This is a genomic window from Allobosea sp. P1_A7, assembly GCF_056406775.1.
On record NZ_JBFTZN010000035.1, the window covers coordinates 26392 to 50020 of the forward strand.

The 23629-nt window shown below is 65.1% G+C and carries 29 protein-coding genes; 5 read left to right on the forward strand and 24 right to left on the reverse strand.

Features of this window, described 5'->3' with window-relative positions; translation table 11 throughout:
- Window positions 1-250 precede the first annotated feature (250 nt).
- Window positions 251-424 carry a hypothetical protein gene (locus tag AC1D34_RS08645; protein ID WP_441493265.1) on the reverse strand — a complete coding sequence of 58 codons (174 nt, stop codon included), beginning with the start codon at window positions 422-424 and terminating at the stop codon, window positions 251-253.
- 9 nt (window positions 425-433) lie between these two features.
- The gene (locus AC1D34_RS08650) at window positions 434-856 is read right to left on the reverse strand and encodes a rhodanese-like domain-containing protein (RefSeq protein WP_441493266.1); all 423 of its coding nucleotides are present in this window, start codon (window positions 854-856) and stop codon (window positions 434-436) included.
- Between the two features lie 110 nt (window positions 857-966).
- Here AC1D34_RS08650 and AC1D34_RS08655 point away from each other — a divergent pair, with 110 nt between their 5' ends.
- The 3 genes from AC1D34_RS08655 (at window position 967) to AC1D34_RS08665 (ending at window position 2851) form a co-directional block, all read left to right on the forward strand.
- A complete protein-coding gene (locus tag AC1D34_RS08655) occupies window positions 967-1656 on the forward strand; it encodes a DUF599 domain-containing protein (protein ID WP_476824018.1) in 690 nt (229 codons plus the stop codon).
- 100 nt (window positions 1657-1756) lie between these two features.
- Window positions 1757-2455 carry an alpha/beta hydrolase gene (locus AC1D34_RS08660; RefSeq protein WP_476824019.1) on the forward strand — a complete coding sequence of 233 codons (699 nt, stop codon included), beginning with the start codon at window positions 1757-1759 and terminating at the stop codon, window positions 2453-2455.
- A gap of 129 nt (window positions 2456-2584) precedes the next feature.
- On the forward strand, window positions 2585-2851 hold the full coding sequence (locus AC1D34_RS08665) for a DUF3253 domain-containing protein (protein ID WP_441493269.1): 267 nt from the start codon (window positions 2585-2587) through the stop codon (window positions 2849-2851).
- A gap of 18 nt (window positions 2852-2869) precedes the next feature.
- On the opposite strand, the gene AC1D34_RS08670 is transcribed toward AC1D34_RS08665, so the two are convergent.
- From AC1D34_RS08670 to crcB, 9 genes are all read right to left on the reverse strand, one after another.
- Entirely contained in the window at window positions 2870-3658 is a 789-nt protein-coding gene (locus AC1D34_RS08670) for a YdcF family protein (RefSeq protein ID WP_441493270.1), read from the reverse strand.
- 175 nt (window positions 3659-3833) lie between these two features.
- Window positions 3834-4364 carry a hypothetical protein gene (locus AC1D34_RS08675; protein ID WP_441493271.1) on the reverse strand — a complete coding sequence of 177 codons (531 nt, stop codon included), beginning with the start codon at window positions 4362-4364 and terminating at the stop codon, window positions 3834-3836.
- 36 nt (window positions 4365-4400) lie between these two features.
- On the reverse strand, window positions 4401-5021 hold the full coding sequence (locus tag AC1D34_RS08680; RefSeq protein WP_441493272.1) for a glutathione S-transferase family protein: 621 nt from the start codon (window positions 5019-5021) through the stop codon (window positions 4401-4403).
- 96 nt (window positions 5022-5117) lie between these two features.
- Window positions 5118-7118: an acetyl-CoA carboxylase biotin carboxylase subunit gene (locus AC1D34_RS08685; protein ID WP_476824020.1), complete on the reverse strand. Its 2001-nt coding sequence runs from the start codon at window positions 7116-7118 to the stop codon at window positions 5118-5120.
- A gap of 120 nt (window positions 7119-7238) precedes the next feature.
- A complete protein-coding gene (locus AC1D34_RS08690; RefSeq protein ID WP_476824021.1) occupies window positions 7239-7676 on the reverse strand; it encodes a hypothetical protein in 438 nt (145 codons plus the stop codon).
- Window positions 7677-8110: 434 nt separating this feature from the next.
- Entirely contained in the window at window positions 8111-8698 is a 588-nt protein-coding gene (locus tag AC1D34_RS08695) for an HAD-IA family hydrolase (protein ID WP_476824022.1), read from the reverse strand.
- Window positions 8653-9099 carry a hypothetical protein gene (locus tag AC1D34_RS08700; protein ID WP_476824023.1) on the reverse strand — a complete coding sequence of 149 codons (447 nt, stop codon included), beginning with the start codon at window positions 9097-9099 and terminating at the stop codon, window positions 8653-8655. The genes AC1D34_RS08695 and AC1D34_RS08700 overlap by 46 nt, the downstream gene beginning before the upstream one ends.
- A gap of 91 nt (window positions 9100-9190) precedes the next feature.
- On the reverse strand, window positions 9191-10459 hold the full coding sequence (locus tag AC1D34_RS08705) for an RluA family pseudouridine synthase (RefSeq protein ID WP_441493277.1): 1269 nt from the start codon (window positions 10457-10459) through the stop codon (window positions 9191-9193).
- Entirely contained in the window at window positions 10456-10839 is a 384-nt protein-coding gene (crcB, locus tag AC1D34_RS08710; protein WP_476824024.1) for a fluoride efflux transporter CrcB, read from the reverse strand. The genes AC1D34_RS08705 and crcB overlap by 4 nt, the downstream gene beginning before the upstream one ends.
- A 159-nt stretch (window positions 10840-10998) precedes the next feature.
- On the opposite strand from crcB, the gene AC1D34_RS08715 reads away from it, so the two are divergent.
- A complete protein-coding gene (locus tag AC1D34_RS08715) occupies window positions 10999-12312 on the forward strand; it encodes a hypothetical protein (protein ID WP_476824025.1) in 1314 nt (437 codons plus the stop codon).
- 99 nt (window positions 12313-12411) lie between these two features.
- Here the strand turns inward: AC1D34_RS08715 and AC1D34_RS08720 are convergent, their stop codons facing one another.
- Together AC1D34_RS08720 and AC1D34_RS08725 are read right to left on the reverse strand one after the other, a co-directional pair.
- Entirely contained in the window at window positions 12412-13719 is a 1308-nt protein-coding gene (locus AC1D34_RS08720; protein ID WP_441493280.1) for a replication-associated recombination protein A, read from the reverse strand.
- Window positions 13716-15149 (reverse strand): DegQ family serine endoprotease, encoded by a 1434-nt coding sequence (locus tag AC1D34_RS08725; protein ID WP_441493281.1) that lies wholly within the window; start codon window positions 15147-15149, stop codon window positions 13716-13718. Before AC1D34_RS08725 ends, AC1D34_RS08720 begins: the two co-directional genes overlap by 4 nt.
- Before the next feature lie 155 nt (window positions 15150-15304).
- Here AC1D34_RS08725 and AC1D34_RS08730 point away from each other — a divergent pair, with 155 nt between their 5' ends.
- Window positions 15305-15724 carry a BLUF domain-containing protein gene (locus AC1D34_RS08730; protein WP_441493282.1) on the forward strand — a complete coding sequence of 140 codons (420 nt, stop codon included), beginning with the start codon at window positions 15305-15307 and terminating at the stop codon, window positions 15722-15724.
- A gap of 9 nt (window positions 15725-15733) precedes the next feature.
- Here the strand turns inward: AC1D34_RS08730 and AC1D34_RS08735 are convergent, their stop codons facing one another.
- The 11 genes from AC1D34_RS08735 to rplR form a co-directional block, all read right to left on the reverse strand.
- Entirely contained in the window at window positions 15734-16705 is a 972-nt protein-coding gene (locus AC1D34_RS08735; protein WP_476824026.1) for a tripartite tricarboxylate transporter substrate-binding protein, read from the reverse strand.
- A gap of 396 nt (window positions 16706-17101) precedes the next feature.
- Entirely contained in the window at window positions 17102-17518 is a 417-nt protein-coding gene (rplQ, locus tag AC1D34_RS08740) for a 50S ribosomal protein L17 (protein ID WP_113517762.1), read from the reverse strand.
- A gap of 112 nt (window positions 17519-17630) precedes the next feature.
- Window positions 17631-18647, reverse strand: coding sequence for a DNA-directed RNA polymerase subunit alpha (locus AC1D34_RS08745; RefSeq protein ID WP_043237077.1), 1017 nt, complete (start codon window positions 18645-18647; stop codon window positions 17631-17633).
- Window positions 18648-18737: 90 nt separating this feature from the next.
- Entirely contained in the window at window positions 18738-19127 is a 390-nt protein-coding gene (rpsK, locus tag AC1D34_RS08750; RefSeq protein ID WP_043237079.1) for a 30S ribosomal protein S11, read from the reverse strand.
- Window positions 19093-19431 (reverse strand): 30S ribosomal protein S13, encoded by a 339-nt coding sequence (gene rpsM, locus AC1D34_RS08755; RefSeq protein WP_476824027.1) that lies wholly within the window; start codon window positions 19429-19431, stop codon window positions 19093-19095. The genes rpsK and rpsM overlap by 35 nt, the downstream gene beginning before the upstream one ends.
- Window positions 19432-19915: 484 nt before the next feature.
- Window positions 19916-20497, reverse strand: a complete 582-nt coding sequence (locus AC1D34_RS08760) for an adenylate kinase (RefSeq protein ID WP_476824028.1) — start codon at window positions 20495-20497, stop codon at window positions 19916-19918.
- Window positions 20497-21834, reverse strand: a complete 1338-nt coding sequence (gene secY / locus AC1D34_RS08765; RefSeq protein ID WP_069880173.1) for a preprotein translocase subunit SecY — start codon at window positions 21832-21834, stop codon at window positions 20497-20499. Before secY ends, AC1D34_RS08760 begins: the two co-directional genes overlap by 1 nt.
- A gap of 98 nt (window positions 21835-21932) precedes the next feature.
- Complete coding sequence (gene rplO / locus AC1D34_RS08770; protein WP_069880172.1) at window positions 21933-22412, reverse strand: 50S ribosomal protein L15; 480 nt, start codon at window positions 22410-22412, stop codon at window positions 21933-21935.
- A gap of 13 nt (window positions 22413-22425) precedes the next feature.
- A complete protein-coding gene (gene rpmD, locus AC1D34_RS08775) occupies window positions 22426-22620 on the reverse strand; it encodes a 50S ribosomal protein L30 (protein WP_069882649.1) in 195 nt (64 codons plus the stop codon).
- Window positions 22621-22630: 10 nt separating this feature from the next.
- Window positions 22631-23194: a 30S ribosomal protein S5 gene (gene rpsE / locus AC1D34_RS08780; protein ID WP_113517766.1), complete on the reverse strand. Its 564-nt coding sequence runs from the start codon at window positions 23192-23194 to the stop codon at window positions 22631-22633.
- 68 nt (window positions 23195-23262) lie between these two features.
- The gene (gene rplR, locus AC1D34_RS08785; protein ID WP_476824029.1) at window positions 23263-23625 is read right to left on the reverse strand and encodes a 50S ribosomal protein L18; all 363 of its coding nucleotides are present in this window, start codon (window positions 23623-23625) and stop codon (window positions 23263-23265) included.
- Window positions 23626-23629: the final 4 nt, after the last annotated feature.

The following is a 23629-nucleotide window of genomic DNA, read 5'->3' on the forward strand; positions in this document are numbered from 1 at the left end:
GACCTAGTGGCGGGACATTCGTGGCGGAGTGGCGACGATGATCATGAATTGCATTCAGCCCTCCCCTTTCGCGTGTTGAAGCCAAGACAAACAACATGCCGCATCGGCAGCGAACGCGCAAGCCGCTTCATTTGCAACCGGGGCATGTGTGACCTCGGGGGCACAGGCAATCTTCGGGCAACCCTGGAAAGCGGACCGCAGCGATGACGCCCTGCATGGGCAAGTCCCGTTATCGGACCTGCCGGATTTCCTACCAGAACAGGGCAACCAGCCTGACGGCGATTACCAGCAGGAAGGCGACGATGATCGTGCCGAGCACCTGTTGTCGCTTGGCGCGATCGGGAAACTGGCGAGCCAGCAGGCGTCCGAGCGGCTTGCGGAAGATGACGCCTGCGACGAGCAGAACGATCAGGATATGGGACAAGATGCAGACCTAGCCCTTGTCGCCGGCGTTCCTCGGCTCCGGCGCATCGAGGGGCGCACCAGCCTTCTTCCACGCGCCGAACCCGCCGGCGATATGCGCCACCGGCTTCAACCCCATCTCCTGCGCGGCCTGCGCAGCAAGCGCCGAACGCCAGCCGCCTGCGCAGAAGAAGACGAAGCGCTTGTCCTGCTGGAACACCGGCTTGGCATAGGGGCTTTCGGGATCGATCCAGAATTCGAGCATGCCGCGCGGGCAGTGGAAGGCACCAGGCATGCGCCCCTCCCGCTCCAGTTCACGCGGATCACGCAGATCGACGAAGACGACGTCGTCACGGCCGACCAGCGCGTTCGCCTGCTCGACGGAGAGCGTCTCGACCTTGGCCTCGGCTTCCGCCAGCAACGCCTTGTAGCCTTTGGTGATCACTTGCGGCATTGCCGGCCTCCATCTCGTCGGCGGCACCGTGGCTGCTCGTGCACATCGCGTCAATCGCGGGCTTGCAGCGCGGCCATGCCGACAGCACTCTGGCCCAAGGGAGGCGATTCATGGCCGGCTTCACGACGATCGATATGATCGCCTTCATCTTCTTCGTCGCCTCGTGGCTTGGCTATGGCCTGGCCGTGGAAAAGGGCCCACATGCGGAGCGAAGCCTCAACGCGCGGATGAATCTCCGTAGCGCGCGCTGGATCCAGGAATCGGTCCGGCGCGAAAACCGCATCATCGATACCCAGGTGATGAACGGACTGCAGAACGGCACCGCCTTCTTCGCCTCGACCTCGTTGATCGCGATCGGCGGCTCGCTCGCCCTGCTGCAATCCACCGACCGCGTCGTCGCGATCTTCGCCGATCTGCCCTTCACCGCGCCGACCTCGCGCACGGCCTGGGAGATCAAGGTGATCGGACTTGCGGTGATCTTCGCCCATGCCTTCTTCAAATTCGCCTGGAGCTACCGGCTCTTCAACTACTGCGCGATCCTTCTCGGCGCGATCCCGCCAAGGGAGCGGGTCGACGAGCAGGAGACGAAGGAGGCCGTCCGCGAGACCATCGCAATGAACATCGCCGCCGGGCGGCATTTCAACCGCGGCCAGCGCGCCTTCTTCTTTGCGCTCGCCTATCTCGGCTGGTTCATCGATCCTTGGCTGTTCCTCGCTGCAACGGCCGCCGTGCTGACAGTGATGTGGCGCCGGCAGTTCGCGTCGGAATCCGCACGAATCTTCACAAGCCCCGGTCACTGATTCGGACTGCCCAGCCGCAACGATTGCGCTGGACACCGGCTGAACCTCCATGAGACCGTCCGATCCGGGGGCAAGCCGATCCGCGGATCAGGAGGCCAGCATGAGCAAGCAGCCAGCAATCGTCCTGGTGCATGGTTTCTGGGGCAATGCCTCACACTGGAACAGGGTGATCCTCAAACTCTCCCGGATGGGCTACACATCGCTCCACGCCGTCGAAATGCCGCTGACCTCGCTGGCCGATGACGCCGAGCGCACCCGCAAGATGGTGACGCAGCAGAAGGGCCCGGTGCTGCTGGTTGGGCACTCCTATGGCGGCGCAGTGATCACGGAAGCCGGAGATCTGCCCAATGTGGTGGGTCTCGTCTATATCGCGGCTTTTGCCCCAGATGCTGGCGAGAGCCCGGGCGGAATCACCCAGGAACACCCGCCAGAGGCGGCAGCAAACCTCTCTCCCGACAGCGACGGCTATCTCTGGGTCCTGCCCGACAAATTTCATGAGAGCTTCTGCCCCGACCTGACGCCCGAAGAGGGCTTCGTGATGGGTGTGACGCAGAAGGCCCCGCTTGCCAGCACCTTCGGCAACACCATCACCGCGCCGGCCTGGAAGAAGAAGCCATCCTGGTACCAGATCTCCGGTGAGGACCGGATGATCGCGCCCGCGAACCAGGAGCGCATGTCGGCCCGCCTCAACGCGCGAAAGGTCATCACGCTCGCTGCCAGCCACGCTTCGCTCGCCTCCAAGCCGGCCGAAATCGCCGCTCTGATCGACGAAGCAGCCAAAGCGACCGCACCGGCTTGAGCCCTTCGTCTCCGCGCACCGCCGCGATGGCGACCGCAGTGCCTTTGACCTCACGCGGCAGGGCAAGCCGATCCCTCCGCCCTGGCCTCGCCGCTTGACGAATCCTGCAGCCCTGCCTCTCTGGGAGGCATGACCGATCACGTTGACGCCCTCGAAGCCGCCATACTCGACCTGCTCACGGAGGCAGGACCGGGTCGTACGATCAGCGCGATGGATGCCGCGCGCCGCGTCGGCGGCGACCATCCCGATGGCTGGGGGCCGCTGATGCAGCCGATCCGCCGCATCGCCGTGCGGATGATGAAGGAAGGTCGCCTCGTCATTACCCGAAAGGGCCGCCCGGTCGATCCGGACGATTTCCGCGGCGTCTACCGCCTGTCCTTGCCAAGCAGCGAATAGGCCCTGCTCCCCGCAACGTCAGGGAGCGGGGAACAGCGCATCCGTGTAGCCGGCGGCGTAATAGGCAACGAGACCAGCCCATTCCTTGAAGGCGAGCTCTGCGATGTCGAGGCCGCGGGACGCCTCGCGGTAGGGCCGGAAGAAATCGGCCGGCTCATTGCCCGAGAGATAGTCGACCGGGAATGCCTCGACCGCGAATCCGGCCTTTCGGAAGACGCCCATCGCGCGCGGCATGTGCCAGGCCGAGGTCAGGAGCAACCAGCGCTCGCCCGGCTTCGGCATCACGAGGTCGCGGGTGAAGATCGCGTTCTCGTGCGTATTGCGCGACTTGTCCTCGAGCACCACCCGCTCGGGCGGCAGGCCCAGCGCCTCGAACAGCAGCCTGGCGCCATCGGCCTCGGTCCTGATCACGGGCGAGAGCAGATTGGCGCCGCCACCGGTGAAGGCGATTTTCGCCTCCGGATGCAGCCGGGCGAGCTCGACCGCCTTGGTCATGCGGGCACCGGCGTGGTTCAGCACGATGTCGCCGCGCGCGACGCCGATTGCGCCGCCCAGCACGATAACGCCGGTAACCGGCCCTCTGGCGGCCTCCTGCTGCGGAAAGCGGTTTTCCAGCGGCCGCACGATGATGCGCGGCAGCGGGCTGAAGGACAGCACCAGGATGCCGAGCATGGCAAATCCGCCGAGCCAGCGCGCCGAGCGCGCGAAGCGGGTAAAGGCCAGCAGCGCCGCCAAGGCCGCCAGCAGGATCAGCAGATTCACCGGCGAGAACAGGAACCAGATAATCTTGGACAGGACGAAAAACATCGGCGGACTCCGGAACGCACCGGCTGTCTAAGCATCGGCCCGAAAACCGGATTGCGGTCTTCGGGACAGCCGATGCAAACACAGAAGGCTAGATCATCGCACCGGATGCGCTCGCTATCCGGTCCGATGATCTAGCCGATGACGAGACGACGCTGCATTAACGACGCAACGACGCTCAACGGATAATGCTGGGTGGATTGGAGGGGCGGCGCACCGGATTGCGCTGGCCGACCATTCGCTCGAGTTCAAGCGAACGGCTGGCCACCTCGCGCAACATGCAGCCCGCCTGCATCCCGGCCACGCGGGCAGACGGCTGCATGCTCCCGTAGAACGCACATTTCTGTGCGGCATAGCCTTCCCAGGCAACCTGAAGCGCGGCGAACTGGCCCCGCGCGCCGCTTTCGGCATTGCGCATCACCGCCACGCTGGCAAAAGTCAGGCGCTCGCGCCAGACCGCCTCTTCCCGCCTCGCGCAATCGGCTTCGGCAACGCGCCGATCGCCTGAAGCCGCTCGCACGCAAGTGACCGCCACCGAACCGATGCAGGCACTGGCAGCGGTATCGCTCTGGCTCAGGCAGGACACCATCTGCGTGCGGTCGGCCGATAGCACCGGATTCGAGGGAGGCGACTGCGCCCAAGCGTCTCCTGCAGCCATTGCCGCCATGCCGAATGCAAGAATTCCCAAGCGGGTCATGGTCACCATCATGTCAAGCTCTGCGGGGAGGGCAAGGCGGCGACACGCTCACGTGATCGGCAGGGGCAGCGCTGGCTTCGCAGCAGGCCGGGCCACCACTGTCTCGTACCAGCGCTGGACATTCGGCCAGGACGCACGCGGCACCGGCATGTTGAGCCAGCGATGCGCGCCCGGCGCAACGGCGATATCCGCCATGCCGAAGCGCGAGCCGGCAAGGTAGTCCCGTGAAGCCAGATGCGCCTCGAGGATGTCCAGCTTCGCCTCCGTCTTGGCGATGGAGGCCTCGATGACAGCCATGTCACGCTTCTCCGCCGGTGTCCGGATCAGACCGATGAAGGCCGGAGCCATCGCCGGTTGCAATTCGGCAATCGTCCAGTCCATCCAGCGATCGGCCTCGGCGCGGCGCGAGGGATCCTCCTCCCAGATCCAGCCGGCCCCATAGCGGGCCGCGAGGTAGCGCACGATGCTGCTGGACTCCCAGATGCAGACATCGCCATCCTCCAGAACGGGGATCATGCCGTTGGGGTTCTTGGCCAGATAGGCCGGCTCGCGGTTGCCGCCGAACGCGCCGCCAAGATCGACCCGTTCAAAACTCTGGCCAACCTCACCGGCCGCCCAGACGGCCTTCTGCACATTGATGGAACTGATCCGTCCCCAGATCGTCAGCATGAAGAGCTCCCCGCCACCCTTTGGCCGGACAGACTTTCCTGCCTGACGCCACGGAAAGCAAATCGTTCTATCTGCAGGCGGTCTGCCGCCTCAAGCTCAGGCGAACTCCATGATCACGGCATCGACCGCGAGCGAATCGCCCTCCTTGGCGAGGATCTTCGCGATGGTGACGTCCTTCTCGGCACGCAGCACGTTCTCCATCTTCATCGCTTCGACCATGCAGAGCGCCTCGCCGGCCTTGACTTCCTGGCCGACCTTCACGGACACGGCCTTGACCAGCCCCGGCATCGGGCAGAGCAGGAATTTTCCGGTATCGGCCGCAACCTTCTCCGGCATCAGGGCGGCAAGCTCGGCCTCGCGCGGCGTATAGACATGGGCGCTGGCATAGGCTCCGGCATGGCCAAGCGATACGCCGTTGAGGATCGCCCTCACCTGCGCCGCAATCGAGACACCATCGAGCGTGCCGCGCCAGACCGGTTCACCCGGCCGCCATTCGGAGGCGACCGCCAATGAACGGTCGCCGAAGCTGACGAGGATCGTCTCGCCCTGCTCCGCCACGATGCCCTCGAAGCGCTCACCGCCGAGCGTCACGATGCGGGTGCGTTCGAACTCGACCTTGCGCCATCCCTCCATCTGGGCCGAGACATGTCGCTTGCGCTGGTTGAGACGGTGGTCGCAGGTGATCGCGATAGCGGCCATGCGCAGCGCTATCTCTCCCTTCGGCTGCGGCAGGGAGAAGCCTTCCGGAAACTCCTCGGCGATGAAGCCCGTCGACAAGTGTCCGGCGATCCAGCGCGGATGCTGCATCAGCGCCGAGACGAACGGGATGTTATGGCGGATGCCCTCGATGGCAAAACCATCGAGAGCACGGGCCTGCGCCTTGATCGCCGCCTCGCGCGTCGGCGCGTGGGTCACGAGTTTTGCGATCATCGGGTCGTAATAGATCGAGATCTTGCCGCCTTCGAAGACACCGGTGTCATTGCGGACGGTCGCCTCGCCATCCGGACCTTCGGCCGGTGGGCGATAGGTCACCAGCCGCCCCGTCGAAGGCAGGAAATTGCGGGTCGGGTCCTCCGCATAGACGCGGGATTCGACAGCCCAGCCGTTCAGCTTGACATCGGCCTGCGTCAGCCGGAGCTTTTCGCCATAGGCGACACGGATCATTTCCTCGACGAGGTCGATGCCGGTGATCATCTCGGTGACGGGATGCTCGACCTGGAGCCGGGTGTTCATCTCTAGGAAGAAGAAGGAGCGGTCCTGCCCTGCGAYGAACTCGACCGTTCCGGCCGAATCATAATTCACCGCCTTGGCGAGGGCCACCGCCTGCTCGCCCATCTTGCGCCGGGTCGCCTCGTCGAGCAGCGGCGACGGCGCCTCCTCGACGACTTTCTGGTTGCGGCGCTGAATCGAGCACTCGCGCTCGCCGAGATAGATGACGTTGCCGTGCTTGTCGCCAAGCACCTGGATCTCGATATGACGCGGGTCGACGATGAACTTCTCGATGAAGACGCGGTCGTCGCCAAATGAGGACGCCGCTTCCGATTTCGCCCGGGCAAAGCCCTCGGCGACTTCCCCGGCCGAATGGGCAATGCGCATACCCTTGCCGCCGCCGCCGGCCGAGGCCTTGATCATCACGGGATAGCCGATCTCGTCGGCGATCTTCACGGCTTCGGTGGGGTCTTCGATGACGCCGAGATGGCCGGGCACGGTCGAGACCTTTGCCGCGGCGGCCGCCTTCTTCGACTCGATCTTGTCACCCATCGCGGCAATCGCGCCGGGATTGGGGCCGATGAAGACGATACCTGCATCCTTGAGCGCCTGGGCGAAGGCCTCGCGCTCGGACAGGAAACCATAGCCGGGATGGACAGCCTCTGCCCCCGTCGCCTTGCAGGCGGCGATGATCCTGTCGATCAGCAGATAGGATTCGGCCGCGGGCGCCGCGCCGACATGGACCGCCTCATCCGCCATCTCGACGTGGAGCGCGTCGCGGTCGGCATCCGAATAGACGGCAACCGTCTTGATGCCCATCCGCCGCGCGGTCTTGATGACACGGCAGGCGATCTCGCCACGGTTCGCGATCAGAATCTTCGTGAACATGGGTGGCGTCTCCCGGCTGTCTGAAAACACTGTGACAGTCGGGGTTTATTGGAGGCCGCAGCCCGCGTCCACTGATGCGAAAGTTCGGGAATGGGCGGCGGGCTGTGCGCGACCGCCTGATCAGTTCGTCCGAAGAACGCGTTCGAGGCGCTGGCCCGGCACCATGAACGTGCTCTTGCGCATGGCGAAGGCGATCAGCATCTCGTCGCAGCGATCCGCCTCGCGCACGATCTCGAAGGCAATGCGTCGCGCCGTCTCGGTCGGGCCGTCGCCGGCAGAGAGAGTCGTCACCAGCCAATGTGCCTTCTCGCGATCGATCACGCCTGTCGGGCGGCTTTCCCAGACAGCGAAGTCGACGACCAGAGTGACCAGGTAATTGGCGAAGGAGGCGCTGGTCGCGACGACCGCGCGATCCAGCGCAATCAGAACATCGATGACATCGCGCGTCATCACGCTATCGGCCAAGATTTCGCGCTGAAGCATCTTGGTGTCTTGATCGTCGATCGCGTGCTTTTCCATCACGCGATCGACGAATTCACGGAGCTCATGACCAATCATCGTTCGACTCCTGCCCAGCTTTATTTTGCGCCGGTGCGTTCCTGTTGTGGGAACACCATGACGCGGCACCCGCCAGCAGGTGGTTAACGGACAAATCTGAACTTCTGTTCAGGTTAAACGGTCCTGATCGGACGTGGTTGCGAGGATGTTACTGAAGTGCCGCCATGCATCGGGCCGCGGTCGAAATCCGGCACCGAATCGGTTTCCGCTCGACGGCACGCCGTCCTGCTCGCCGCGATGACGGGACCTCCGCGCGTCTCTCTTACGGACAGGGCGTTTCGGCTGCGCAGTTTGCGGCGATTTCCAGTTCGACCGGGACGTCGGCGCGAAGGAGCGAAGCGGTGACGGGGATCAGTCTTCGCGCCGATCCGTCGGCGCGAAGAGACTGTGGAACCCGATCGGAGCGGAACGTCGCAGTGCCCTCGCCGCCGCCCTCAGGTCGGCTCAGCCACCGCGAGCCCGTCAATGATGCCCGTCAGCTCGGCACAATCGGTGAGGACATGGCGCGCGCCGAGCGCCTGCAGGGATGCCACCGGCTGGAAGCCCCAGGAGACGGCGACCGGCGTGACCCCAGCGGCAACCGCCATCTGGATATCGAAGGAACTGTCGCCGACCATCAGGGTACGTTCCGGTCGCGCGCCGGTTTCCCTCATCGCCTGCAGGATCATGTCGGGATGGGGCTTGGACGGTGCATCATCGGCCGTCTGGATCGTCGCCATGTGCTGACGCCAGCCATAGCGCTCGACGATGTAGTCCGCGCCCCGACGGGACTTGCCGGTCGCGATGCCGAGCACCGTATCGGGCCGCGCAACCAGCGCGTCCAGCATAGCGGCAACGCCCGGGAAGAGCGGCTCGGCGAGGCTTGGATCGGTCTCGGCCTGCCGCCGCATGGCGCCGAAGACCTCCCTATAGGTTTCCGTCAGCTGGTCGTCGGGGCGTTCCAGCCCCGCAAGCTGCATCAGCGCAATATCGAGCGTCAGCCCGACGATGCCGAGCCCCGCCTCGCGGCCTGGATGCGACATTCGGCACGAGCCGCCAGATCGGGCCGCTTCGCCTTGAAACAGGCGGCCAGCGCGTCGCGCCGCGCAGCGCCGGTCAGGCCACCCTCATCGGCCTCCGTCTTGCAGGCGGTACGCGCCGTCACGGCCGTGGGCTTGCCGTCGCGCGTCAGCCCATCGCGGGCATAGAGTTGGACGCCCGGAAACTTTGCCTGCATGCAATCGCGCATGGCCTGGCGCAAATCGTCGCCACTCAGCGCAATATGTTCGGCGACACAATCCTGCCGCGCCTTGGCGCGCTCGACGCGCGGCACAGGCTCATCCGCCGCTACAGCAGCAGCTTGCGGGGCGGTTGGTGACTGCGCAGCGGCAGATGTGGCAAGCGAAAGGGTCAGGCCGGCAAGAACGAAGGCGAAACGCGTCATGGGAGCACCTGCGTAAGAGTGACGAGAACAAAATTAGAACATATCTGTTTTTGTTCCGCAAGCGTTCTCTTACGCAAGGTAACACCAACTCCTACTCGTCGGGCGCGTCCACGATCGGGTCATAGCGCTCGTCCTCGAAACCGAGCAGGTTCCAGGACTGGCGCATATGTGGCGGCAGCGGCGCGCTGACATCGATCGTGCCCTTGCCGCGCGGATGCGGCAGCACGATGCGGCGAGCCAGCAGATGCAGCTTGTTCTGGATGCCGCCCGGCAGCTCCCAGTTCTGAATGTTGAAGTATTTGGGATCACCGACGATCGGGTGGCCGATATGGGCCGCATGCGCACGCAACTGATGGGTGCGGCCGGTCACCGGTTTCAGCGAGAGCCAGCCGAGCTTCTGCGCCGCGGTCTCGACCACGGCGTAATAGGTCACGGCATGCATCGCACCGTCGTCGCCATGTTTGGCGACCGCCATCCGCTGATCGCCATCATAGGCTTCCTCGCGGGCGAGATAGGTCGAGATCCGGCCCTGCCGGACGCGCGGGACGCCCGCAACCAGCGCCCAGTAGACCTTGCGGGCCGAGCGCGAACGAAAGGTCTTTGCCAGCGTCGCCGCCGCAAAGCGCGATTTGGCGATGACGAGGCAGCCGGACGTATCCTTGTCGAGCCGGTGCACGAGGCGCGGCTTCTGGCCGTCCTTGCCGGTCAGGGCATCGAGCATGCCGTCGACATGGCGCGTGGTGCCCGAGCCGCCCTGCACGGCCAGGCCGGCAGGCTTGTTGAGGACCATGACATCGTCATCCTCGTAGAGCGTGATCGAGCGCAGGAACTCGACCGTGTCGGAATCGGCCCTGGCCGACCGCGGACGCTCCGCCTGCTGCTCGAGCTTCAGCGGCGGAATGCGCACAGTCTGGCCGGCCTCGAGCCGGTCCTTGCTGTCGGCGCGCTTGCCGTTGACGCGCAGCTCGCCCTTCCGGACGATCCGCTGGATATGGCTGAAGGACAGCTGCGGAAAGCGTGTCTCAAGGAAGCGATCGATCCGCATCTCGTTCTCGTCCGGCGTCACGACGAGTTGCTGAACGCCGGTGGCAAGCACCTCTGCGGTCACGGCCTTGACCTCGGCCCGCGTCGGTCCGGCTGGGCGCTGTGCCCGTTGCACTGGCGACCTGCCAACCGGTGCGCGGCGCGCGACGTCCTCGCCCTCGCCCGGCCTGGCCTGGCCCGAAGCGCGCGCCGGCCGGCGCGCGTCATGGCTTGGCCGCTTCTTCCCGGCACCGGCCGCGGGAGGCCTGCCGCCGCGACCCGTTTGCCCCTTGCCGCCGGAGCCCTTGCTGCCGGAGCCCTTGCCACCTTGCCTCATGATAGCCCCMGGACGAATGCGAGCCCACCGACCAGCGCTGCCAGAGACAGCGCGACGGAGCCCAGAACATAAATGGTGGCGAAGCCCAGTTGGCCGCGCTCCCAGAGCAGAACGGCCTCAAGCGAGAAGGCCGAGAAAGTCGTGAATCCACCCAGGACGCCCGTGGTCAGGAAGAGGCGCGCCTGTTGCGACCAGCCCTCGCCCGCCCTGAAGGCGAGCCAGCCGACGATCAGCCCCATGATCCCCGAACCGAGAATATTGATGGCCATTGTGCCATAGGGAAAACCCGTCCCCAGCCATTTCAGTGAGGTGTAGTTGACGCCGTGTCGCAGCGCGCCGCCGATGCCGGCGCCCAGGAAGACGAGAAACGTGGATGTCATCGTCCTGCAATAGCCAGCACACCCGACCTGCACAAACGAAATCCGGTCTCAGGCCCCGACAATCACGGGAGTGCGCCCTCTCACGGCGCAATTGACACACCCGGATCCCGTAACGACAGATGACCACTGACGACAATGCCTTGGAGCCGCCCGCCACCGATGACCGCCGTGACAGGCCGCGCTGAGGAGAAGCCCTGCCTGCATCGCACCTGGGCGATCGCAGCCTCGGCCTTGCTTGCCTTGCCGGCCTTCGCAGCACTGACCGGGGAAGCAGTCGCACTCCCGCCGCCCAAGGGCCTGAAACCCGCCCGCCCCCCGAGCCTTGCGCGCAGTTGCACGATCACGCCGACCGAGCTTGAGCCCCTCTTCGGCGGCAAGGCCGATCCCCGCCGGCAAATGGAGGACGAAAGCAGCGATGACGAGGAAGAGGACGATGACGAGGACAGCATCCCTGGCCTGATCCTGCCCGGCTCCGCCACCTGCCTCTCGGTGTCGGGCACCGTCAGCGCTGGCCTGCAGAATGACAGTGTCCGGGCATCGCGCTCCGTTTCCTTGCCGCAGTCGAGCCTGACATCCTYTCCGACAAGCGCGAGTATTCGCATCGCGACGTCGCWTGATCTCGCCTCCGGGCTGCGCGTCGGCAGCGCCTTCTCCTTCACCATGCAGAGCCCGACCGACGATGTCGCAGGACTCACTTTCGACGAGGCGACGGTGTTGGTCGGGCCCTGGATTTTCGGCCTGGACACCTCGCGCTTCAGCTTCTGGACGGGCGACGAGTTCATCTTCAGCACGCGGGTGCCAAGTCGGACCGTCGGACTGTTGGCCCTGGAATTGCCCTTGACGGAGACCTGGATCGCGACACTTGCCATGGAAGATCCCGCGTTGGGCACGACCTCGACCCTGCCGGTTGCGGCCGGCCGCATGCCGGATGGCGTGGCACGGCTCGTCTACCAGTCCGGGCCATGGACGTTGCATGGCGCTTTGGCACTTCGCGACATCTCCGGCCGAAACTCCCGCTTGGGACGCGCCGGAATTCTGGGCGTTACCTATGAGGCCGAGATGCTGGGGCGCCCCGGTAGCATCACGGCCCAGGTCGCAGGCGCGGTCGACGCGGCGCCCTATATCGGCTCGCAACTCGACGCCGCCGTCGTTCGGACGGTGCTCCTCGGCAGCGACCCGACCCGCGGCTTCTCGACCGCCCTTGTGATGCGGCGGGAATGGACCGACGAGATCGCGACCAATTTTTACGTCAGCCGCTACCAGCTATCGGTTCCGCTGATCGACCAGGCCAAAGGCAAGATCAGCATCGACCGCGCCGCCGCCAATCTGGTCTGGACACCGGTCGAGGGTCTCAAGGCCGGGATCGAAGCGTCGGTCGCGCAAGCCCGGATATCCCTGACTGGCCGGCAGGTCGCCGCAGGGCTGGCGGGGCGTCTGATCTCGACTCAAGTCTTCATAGAGCGCGCGTTCTGATGCATCGGCCCGCAAAATGGAGCGCGGTTCTCGGAAAGACCGATGCGGACGCAGAAGGTCGGATGATCGCACCCGATACCTGTCCGATGATCCGATCTTCTACCTGCTGCGCTCCGCCCTGAGCTTTTCCCAGTATTCCAGCCGCTTTCGGATCTCGCGCTCGAAGCCACGCTCGGGTGGATCGTAGAACAGCTGCCGGCCGAGCGCATCCGGCCAGTAGTTCTGGCCGGAGAAAGCATCGGGTGCGTCGTGGTCATAGGCGTAGTCAGCGCCGTAGCCCTCTTCCTTCATCAGCTTCGTCGGCGCGTTCAGAATGGTCTTGGGTGGCATCAGCGAGCCGCCCTCCTTGGCCGCGCGCCGCGCCGCCTTGTAGGCGATATAGGCCGCATTCGATTTCGGCGCCGTCGCCAGATAGATCACCGTGTTGGCGAGCGCGAGCTCGCCCTCGGGGGAGCCCAGTTGTTCATAGGTCTCGGCCGCGGCGCGGGCATGGACGAGCGCCTGCGGGTCGGCGAGCCCGATATCTTCGACCGCCATGCGCACCAGCCGCCGCGCCAGGAAACGCGGATCCTCACCGGCATCGAGCATGCGGGCGAAGTAATAGAGAGCCGCATCCGGATCAGAGCCGCGGATCGTCTTATGCAGTGCCGAGATCAGGTTGTAGTGGCCGTCCTGCGCCTTGTCGTAGATCGGTGCGCGACGCTGGATCACCTCGGCGAGACCGGCCTCGTCGAAGATCTCGTCCGGCTTGGCGGCACGCCAGATTTCCTCGGCCAGCGTCAGTGCCGCCCTCCCGTCGCCATCGGCAAAGCGGGCAACCGCCAGCCGCGCCTCCGGCGTCAACGGCAATTCCTTGTTCTCCAGCACCTCGGCCCGGCCGAGCAGAAAGAGTAGCGCGTTCTCGTCGAGGGATTGGAAGGTGAGCACCCGCGCCCGCGACAGAAGTGCGGCGTTGAGCGCGAAGGACGGATTCTCGGTTGTGGCACCGACCAGCGTGATCGTGCCGTCCTCCATGACTGGCAGGAACGCATCGAGCTGAGTGCGGTTGAAGCGATGGATCTCGTCGACGAAGAGCAGCGTGCCCTTGCCTCCCAGCCGTCGCCCGCGCGCTGCCTCGAACACCTTCTTGAGGTCCGCGATCCCGGAGAAGATCGCGCTGATCTGCTCGAACCCGAGATCGACCGCACCGGCGAGCAGGCGCGCGACCGTCGTCTTCCCGGTGCCCGGCGGCCCCCAGAAGATCAGGCTGCCAATCGAGCCCGAGGCCAGCAGTCGCGTGAGCGCGCCATCCGGCCCCGTCAGGTGCCCCTGCCCGGTGACCTCGGCCAGCGTCGTCGGCCGCAAACGGTCGGCAAGCGGGCGCGGCCCCGCCTTGTCGAGGCCGGAAGCGGAAAAGAGGTCGCTCACCCCGGGAAGACCGATGTCACGGTCTGTCCGGCACGCGAGATCGTCACCTCCCAGGCGCGCTTGCGCTGACGCAGGGCCGCCTCGACATCGCGCGAGCGCTCCATGCGCTCTCCGTTCAGGGCCAGGATGATGTCGCCCTTCTGGAAACCGACGCGAGCCGCAAGGCTGCCTTCCTCGATGGCACTGACCACGACGCCTTCGGTTCCGGCATCGATCGAAAGCTCCTCGGCAACCGCCGGCGACAGGTTGAGCACCGTCAGCCCCGAAAGCGGCGTGCGGCCCGAAAGCGTCACGGTTTCGCGCGGCCGCGTCTCGGGCGCCGGAACGAGCTTCACCGGAACCACCAGGCGCTTGCCGCCGCGCAGGACGGTCAGAGAGGTCGTACCCCCGATCGGGCGGGTCGCGAAACGATAGCCGAAGGCCTCGGGATCATCGACGGCGACTCCGTCAAGCGCGAGGATGACGTCCGAACGCTTGAGCCCGCCCTCGGCGGCCGGCCCCTTCTCGACCACGCTGGCAACGACCGAGCCGGCCGGGCGGTCGAGCCCAAGCCCGTCGGCGACATCGGCCGTCAGTGCCTGCAGCCTGGCGCCGAACCACGGCCGGCGCACCGAAGCAGCACCCGACTTCGCGCTTTCGACGACGACGCGAACCATCGACGAGGGAATCGCAAAACCGATGCCGTGGCTGCCGCCAGAGCGCGAGAAGATCGCGGTGTTGATGCCGATCAGTCGGCCTTCCATGTCGACCAGCGCGCCGCCGGAGTTGCCGGGATTGATCGCCGCATCGGTCTGGATGAACGACTGCGCATCGGCGACACCGACCTGCGTACGAGCCAGCGCCGAAACGATGCCCTGCGTCACGGTCTGCCCGACGCCGAAGGGATTGCCGATCGCCAGCACGATATCGCCGACTTGGAGCTGGTCGGAATCGGCAAGGTCGATCGCGCTCAGATCCTTGGCGCCGTTCAGCTTCAGCACGGCAAGATCGGTGCGTGGATCGCGCAGGACAATCGTGGCTTCCACCTCGCGCTTGTCCGCAAAGGCGACCTTGACCTCGCTCATGCCCTCGATGACGTGGTTATTGGTCACCACGAGCCCGCTCGCATCGACGATCACGCCTGAGCCAAGCGATCGTTGCACGCGTTCGCGCGGGACACCGAACCCGTCATCGCCAAAGAAGCGGCGAAAGAACGGATCGTCCATGAAAGGGTTCTGAGCCCGACGCTCGACACGGGCGCCATAGACATTCACGACCGACCCGGCCGTCTTCTGCACGATCGGCGCAAAGGAAAGCTGAACCTGCTGACGGGTTTCCGGAACCTGCCGCGCCTGCGCAAGCAATGGCAGCGGCGCAAGACTCGCAAAGAGCATCAAGGCGGCCGGCAAGGCAGTTCTTCCGAAACGGACCGGCATGATCCCGCGCTTCATTCCTGTCTCCACGCTGAAACAAAACACCGCTCGCGGCGTTCCAAGTCTTCCAATACGAACCATTCCCGGGAAATCTCTTCGCCCGCGACGCCACTGGCGCCATCCGGATCATCGAACGGGTCAGTCGAGCAAAGATCCGCGAAGGAGCTGGTCCCTTGAGTCTGATACGTCTTGTTTATGCCAGCCGGAGTCGCCTCGTCGAGGCCAATCGCAGTGAGGAGGTTGGCAGGATGATCGCCAGCGCCCAGCGGCTGAACGTACAGAACGAGGTGACGGGATTTCTCCTGGTGACGCCCGGGGCCTTCGCGCAGGTGCTCGAAGGCGAGGCGCATAATGTCGCGGAGACATATGGCCGGATCGTGGTCGATCCACGCCATACCGGGATCCGCCTGCTGGCCGAAGAGCAGATTGCGGCCCGGAGCTTCCAGAACTGGTCGATGGGCCTCGCCGAACATGACGAGACCACGCACTTCATCTTCGGTCTCTACGGTGTCACGCCAGAGGCCGATCTCCAGGTCCAGCCTGCCGACGTGCTGCTGGATCTCGCTGGCGAGCTTGCCCGCCAGCGAGCATAGGGCCAAGCCTCACTTGTCCTGAAGCAGGATCTTGTACTTTTCGATCTCGCCCGGAACCATCGCGCCGACATGGGCAGGCGTGAGTTCGTTCTCGGCTGGCAGCACGGACGAAAGCTCCTTGAATCGAGCTTGCAGGTTCGGGCTCGCAAGCGCGGTCCGCAAAGCCTGATTCAGCTTGGTGACGATCGGTTGAGGCAGGCTTTTTGGGCCGAAGAGCGCATTCCAGCCCTGGGCCTCGAAAGCCGGCAGCCCGGCCTCCCTGGAGGTTGGCACATCCGGAAGGCTGTCGAGCCGGCTCGGTGTCGCGACCACGAGCGCCTTGACCTTGGCTCCCTGCACCGCGCCCGAGAGCGAGGTTGCAGCATCGCAGACGCCGTCGATCTGCCCGCCCATCAGGTCGTTCAAAGCCGGTCCTGCGCCCCGATAACTGACGAGCGCAACCTCGACACCAGCCGCCTTGATGAAGTTCCGGCAGATCAGATAATTCGACGAGCCGACACCAGCATGCCCGAGACTGACCTTGCCGGGGTTCTTCTTGGCATAGTCGACGAACTCCATCAGGTTCTTGGCCGGAAAATCGAGCTTGAGCGCGATCATCGGCGATGTCTTGGCGACGAGGCCGATCGGCGCGAAATCGGCCTGGGTGTATTTCAGATCCGGATAGATCGAATAGGACGCAGCATTGGTTCCGCTATTGCCGATGACGATAGTGTAGCCATCGGGATCGGCCTTGGCGGCGCGCGTCAGCGCCGTCGCGCCCCCCGCCCCTGCCATGTTCTCCATGACGATGCGCTGGCCGAGCACCCGCCCCATCTCGTCGCCGACCAGCCGTGCGATCACGTCGGAGGAGCCCCCGGCTGCGAATGGCACGATCATGGTGATCGGCTTGTTGGGATAGCCGTCCTGCGCCAGGGCGGGAGCCGCCAGCGCCAACATCGCCGTCAGCGCCAGCCGCCGCGTGGTCAATAGTCTTGAAATCATCAGTCTCTCCCTCCGGGGCCGCCTCTTGCGGGCGGTTTTCGCTGGGAAGCTTGACCATTGCGCTTTGTGGCGCACAAGCGGCGTTTCGAGCAATAATCTTCGGCATCAGTTGCCGATCCAGCGCCTACTGACGCGAAACGCGATGCCCCGCCTGTCACCGCGAACGAAGCTCTGGGCCTCCCGCGCTTGATGGCCGTCCGCTCCGGGCCGGTCGATGTCATCCGCGCCCCGCGCGAGCCTTCATTTCCACCACCAATGGCGGTCGAGAGCCCCGTCGGACTGTGTCCATACGTCATCGCAGAGGCCGACATCCGGGTCGCGCGCCTCCCCGGCCCCTTCGCAAAAGAAAAGGCGGCCTTGCGGCCGCCTTTCAAATCTCCGGGGAAGCAGCCTTGCTCAGGCGGCTTCGTCGTCAGCCGTGAAGACCGGGCCGGAATCCTTGCCCTTGGCATCGACATCGCGATCGACGAACTCGATCACGGCGAGCGGGGCGTTGTCGCCGAAGCGGAAGCCGGCCTTCATGATGCGCAGATAGCCGCCATTGCGCTCCTTGTAGCGCGGGCCGAGGACCGCGAAGAGCTTGCCGACGAGTGCGACATCCTTGATCTGGGCGATCGCCTGACGGCGGGCGTGCAGGTCGCCGCGCTTGGCGAGGGTCACCAGCTTCTCGACGACCGGACGCAGGTCCTTGGCCTTCGGCAGCGTGGTGGTGATCTGCTCATGCTTGATCAGGGCCTGGGACATGTTGGCGAACATCGCCTTGCGATGCTCAACCGAGCGGTTGAAACGACGACCGCGGAAACCGTGACGCATTTGGCTCTCCTGTGATTACGGCCGCCGTGCCACGGTACGGCCGTTCATTATGCTCCGGCGCTCACGCACCGTGCGGGAAACAGGCGCGGAGGCAAGCTCCGCGCCGGCGGGATCAGTAATGCTCTTCGAAGCGCTTCGCCAGCTCTTCGATGTTCTCCGGCGGCCAGCCGGTCACGTCCATGCCGAGATGGAGGCCCATGGTCGCGAGCACTTCCTTGATCTCGTTCAGCGACTTGCGGCCGAAGTTCGGGGTACGAAGCATCTCGCCCTCCGACTTCTGGATCAGGTCGCCGATATAGACGATGTTGTCGTTCTTCAGGCAGTTCGCCGAACGCACCGAAAGCTCGAGCTCGTCGACCTTCTTGAGCAGCGCCGGGTTGAAGGGCAGCTGCGGCGCGGTCGAGACGGCCTCTTCCTTGCGCGGCTCCTCGAAGGTGATGAAGACGGCAAGCTGGTCCTGCAGGATGCGGGCGGCGAGCGCCAGCGCGTCCTCGGGAGTGACCGAGCCGTTGGTCTCGATCTGCAGGGTCAGCATGTCACGGTCGAGATTCTGGCCCTCACGGGTGTTCTCGACGCGATAGGAGACCTTCTTGACCGGCGAATAGAGGCTGTCGACCGGGATCAGGCCGATCGGTGCATCCTCGGGACGGTTCTGCTCGGACGGGACATAGCCCTTGCCGGTATTGACCGTGAACTCCATGCGGATCTCGGCACCCTCGTCCAGCGTGCAGAGCACGAGCTCGGGGTTGAGGATCGACACATCGCCGACGGTGTTGATGTCACCGGCGGTGACGGTGCCCGGGCCCGACTTGCGCAGGGTCATACGCTTGGGGCCCTCGCCCTGCATCTTGACGGCGATCGCCTTGATGTTGAGGACGATGTCGGTGACGTCCTCGCGAACGCCGGGAATCGACGAGAACTCATGCAGCACGCCGTCGATCTGGACGGCGGTGACCGCAGCGCCCTGAAGCGAGGAGAGCAGCACGCGCCGCAGCGCGTTGCCGAGCGTCATGCCGAAGCCGCGCTCGAGCGGACGAGCGATCACGGTAGCATGGCGCTTGGGGTCGTCTCCGACCTTGATTTCGAGCTTGTTCGGCTTGGACAAATCCTGCCAGTTCTTGCTGATCACGACCGCACTCCTGGTGCTTCATCTCTCGGCGGCGACGGGCCGCCCCGTACCGGCGCCCGCCAGTGCGAGCGCCGCAATCCAATCCGGGCGTCAGACGCGACGGCGCTTGCGCGGCCGGCAGCCATTGTGCGGGATCGGCGTCACGTCGCGGATCGAGGTCACGGTGAAGCCGGCGGCCTGGAGGGCGCGCAGAGCCGATTCACGCCCCGAACCCGGGCCCGTCACCTCGACTTCGAGGGTGCGCATGCCGTGCTCGGCAGCCTTGCGGGCCGCATCCTCGGCCGCGACCTGGGCGGCATAGGGGGTCGACTTGCGCGAACCCTTGAAGCCCATGGTGCCGGCGGACGACCACGAGATCGTGTTGCCCTGGGCGTCGGTGATGGTGATCATGGTGTTGTTGAACGAGGCGTTCACATGCGCGACGCCAGAAACGATGTTCTTGCGTTCACGACGACGAACGCGCTGGGCTTCCTTGGCCATGGTCTCTTTCTTTCATCCTTCGAGCGCGCCCGTCATGCCAGGCGCTGGGGATGTCGCCTGCCCTTGAACGGGTCAGGCGACGCATAGACAGCGGGCCGGCGCCCTCGACAAGGTAGTCGCGGTCGATCGTCTCACGGATCTGAAGCACCTCCGCGTCGGTCAGCTGGTTGACGCGACGCTCGTCGGCGATGCCGACCTTCTGGCAGATTTCCTTGGCCTTCTGGGYACCGATGCCGTGGATATACTGCAAACCGATGACGACGCGCTTGCCGGTCGGAATGTTAACGCCCGCGATACGAGCCATGGTCTCTTCTCCATTGTCGGCCGAGGCGCCCGATGGCTGCCCGGCAGTGAAAACCTACCCGCGTCCGGTGGAGGCCGGCCCCTGCGAGCGTTGAATCGGCTCCATGCGAGAACGCGACGTCGCCCCTCCTCGCGAAGGTAACGGCATCGCCACATGCAACCGGATGAGGGTCGTTAGTCGGTCGAAGCTCTTGAGTCAACCCGCCGAACTCAGGAATCATGCCAGCTTCCTCGAAGCTGCTCTTACTCGGCCGGCAGGCGGCGTTACGGCTCAGCCCAGCTCAAGCGGACTGCGCCCCGCCCGACCGAAATCGATTCGGCACCTGCCGCAAGCGCGTTCCGGGCTTCGTTGAGCGGGGCGGCATACGCCCTCTTCGAAACAGAAATCCCCGGCGCGACGAGAACCGTCTCCGCCGGGGCTGATATCGCTGACGACAGCAAGGTCAGAAGTACGAGCCCGATGCCGAACCCGTGCCCGCGCATTGCTAAGCGCCGAGTGCCTTGTAGATCGCACCCGTCACCTCGTCGATCGGCTTCATGCCGTCGATCGCAGTGAGCTGGCCACGCTTCGCATAATAGGGCGAAACCACAGCGGTATCGCGGTTATAGGCTTCGAGCCGGGTCTTGAAGACCACCGGATCGTCATCCTTGCGCACCGGTTGCCCGGCCGCCTTCGCCTCTTCGGCACGACGGATGATCCGGTCGACGAGCTTGTCCTGATCGACCGTGAGCTCCAGGACCGCGTCGAGCTTCAGCCCCTTCTGCGCCAGCATGGCGTCGAGCGCCTCGGCCTGGGCCAGCGTGCGCGGAAAGCCGTCGAGGATGAAGCCCCGCTTCGCGTCCGGCTCTTCGATGCGATCGGCAACGATCCCGATGACGATATCGTCCGAGACCAGTCCGCCGGCATCCATCACCGCCTTGGCCTTGAGCCCCACCGGCGTCCCGGCCGCAACCGCGGCCCGGAGCATGTCGCCGGTCGAGAGCTGCGGAATGCCATGCTTCTCGACGATACGGGTTGCCTGAGTACCCTTGCCCGCCCCCGGCGGCCCCAGGAAGATCAATCGCATCAGCGCCTCGCCCCTCGCAACTTCGCCTTCTTGACCAGCCCCTCATACTGGTGGGCCAGCAGATGCCCGTGAACCTGCGCCACGGTATCCATGGTTGTCGTCACCACGATGAGCAGCGAGGTGCCGCCCAGGAGGATGATCGGAATCTGGGCATACGTGATCATGAACTCGGGGATAAGGCAGACAATAGTCAGATAGCCTGCGCCGAGAACGGTGATCCGGGTCAGCACGCGGTCGATATGCTCGGCGGTGCGCTCGCCCGGGCGGATGCCCGGCATGAAGCCGCCATGCTTCTTCAGATTGTCCGCCGTCTCGACCGGATTGAACACGATGGCGGTGTAGAAGAAGCAGAAGAAGATGATCAGCGCGGCGTAGAGGATCATGAACAGCGGCCGGCCATGCGCCAGATAGGTCGCCACCGTCGACAGCATGCCGGTGCCGCCCGAGGCCTGCGAGAAGCTGGCGATCGTCGTCGGCAGCAGCAGCAGCGAGGAGGCGAAGATCGGGGGGATGACGCCCGACGTGTTGAGCTTCAGCGGCAGGAACGAGGTCTGGCCCTCGTACATGCGGTTGCCGACCTGGCGCTTGGGATAGTTGATCAGCAGGCGGCGCTGGGCCCGCTCCATGAACACGCAGAAGGCGATGACGCAGATGGCCATGACCAGGATCAGCAGCAGCAGGCCGGTCGAAATCGCGCCCTGACGGCCAAGCTCGAGGGTCTGGGCGAGCTGCGACGGGAATTCCGCGATGATGCCCGAGAAGATGATCATCGAGGTGCCGTTGCCGATGCCGCGGCTGGTGATCTGTTCACCGAGCCAGAGCAGGAACATCGTACCGCCGACCAGCGTGATCGTCGTCGAGAGCAGGAAGAACGGGCCGGGTTCGAGCACCAGATTGCCGGACCCCTGCAGGCCGACACCGATGCCGTAGGCCTGGAACACGGCCAGCACGAGGGTCAGGTAGCGGGTGTACTGGTTGAGGACCTTGCGGCCCTGCTCGCCTTCCTTCTTCAGCGCCTCGAAGGTCGGCACCACGCTCGACAGGAGCTGGATGATGATCGAGGCCGATATATAGGGCATGATCGCGAGCGCAAAGATCGCCAGTCGCCCGACGGCACCGCCCGAAAACATGTTGAACAGGCCGAGCACGCCGGTCTGCGACTGTTTGAACAGGTCGGCAACGGCGTCRGGGTTCATGCCCGGCAGCGGGATATAGGTACCGAGCCGGTAGACGATGAGCGCCCCCAGCGTGAACCAGATCCGCTTCTTGAGCTCGTCCGCCTTCGCGAGCGCGCCGAAATTCAGGTTTGCCGCAAGCTGTTCAGCCGCCGATGCCATGCGTCCGGTCCTTGATCGGAATAAACGTCAAACAGTCGAACGGCGGCCTAGGCTTCTGGCCTGGCCGCCGTTCGCAATCGCTCATGTAAGCGTCGCTGTCACGCCTGTGAAGCAGCAGCCGCCAGGATCTTGACCGAGCCGCCAGCCTTTTCGATGGCCTCGACCGCCGACTTCGACGCGCCTGCCACTTCGAAGGCAAGCTTCGTCTTCAGTTCGCCGACGCCGAGGATCTTGACGCCGTCGGGGGCCGCCTTCGAGATCACGCCAGCCGCAACCAGCGCCTCGATGGTGACGACGCCCTTGCCGTCGAGCTTGCCGGCCTCGACCGCCTGCTGGATCCGACCGAGATTGACCTCGTTCAGTTCCTTGGCGAAGAGGTTGTGGAAGCCGCGCTTCGGCAGGCGACGATAAAGCGGCATCTGACCGCCTTCGAAGCCCTTGACCGCCACGCCGGCACGGGCCTTCTGACCCTTGACGCCGCGTCCACCAGTCTTGCCCTTGCCGGAGCCGATACCACGGCCGACACGGATGCGGGACTTGTGGGCGCCTTCGTTGTCACGAATGTCTGTGAGTTTCATCGGACAATCCCCCTCACTTCGCGTCGACGACGCGGACGAGGTGCTTGACCTTCTCGATCATGCCACGGACGGAAGCGGTGTCCTGCAGGGTCGATTGGCGGCGGATCTTGTTCAGGCCGAGACCGATCAGGGTCTGGCGCTGCGAGGCCTCACGGCGGATCGGGCTACCGATCTGCTCGACGACCACGGTCTTTTCAGCTTTTGCCATGGTGCAGCCCTCACGCTTCGGCCGCGGCGTCGGTGCCGGCATCGCGACGACGCGACTGCAGGGCCGAAACCTTCAGGCTGCGGCGCGCGGCGACGCCACGCGGGCTGTCCTCGTTCTTGAGCGCCGAGAAGGTGGCGCGCACGAGGTTGTAGGGGTTCGACGAACCGAGCGACTTCGACACGACATCCTGCATGCCAACCGCCTCGAAGACGGCGCGCATCGGACCACCGGCGATGATGCCGGTACCGGCCGGAGCTGCACGCAGCACGACGCGACCGGCGCCGTGGCGGCCCTGGACGTCGTGATGGAGCGTGCGGCCTTCGCGCAGCGGAATGCGGACCAGCCCGCGCTTGGCGGCTTCCGTCGCCTTGCGGATGGCTTCCGGCACTTCGCGAGCCTTGCCATGGCCGAAGCCGACGCGGCCCTTCTGGTCACCGACGACGACGAGGGCAGCAAAGCCGAAACGACGGCCGCCCTTCACCACCTTGGCGACGCGGTTGATGTGGACCAGACGATCCACGAATTCGGAATCGCGCTCTTCGCGATCCTGACGGTCACGAGGTTCTCTCGCCATGTCATCCTCTTACTTGCGCGGACGCTGCCTGATGCAGCGCCGCTCGCTCGAGCATCCCGGATGGGATGTCAGAAATTCAGCCCGGCCTCGCGGGCCGCATCGGCCAGCGCCTTGACGCGGCCATGATACATGTAGGAGCCGCGATCGAAGACCACGTCCTTCACGCCGGCCTTGACCGCACGCTCGGCAACCAACTTGCCGATCGTGGCCGCGGCCGCGACATTCGCACCCGACTTGATGTCGCCGCGGATGTCCTTGTCCAGGCTCGAGGCCGACGCGAGGGTGATGCCCTTCGCGTCGTCGATGACCTGGGCATAGATCTGCTTGCCGGTGCGATGCACCGACAGGCGAGCGCGGCCATTGGCGACCGCCTTGATGGCGCGACGGACACGGGCCCGGCGGCGCGCAGTATTTTCTGTCTGCTTGCTCATGGCT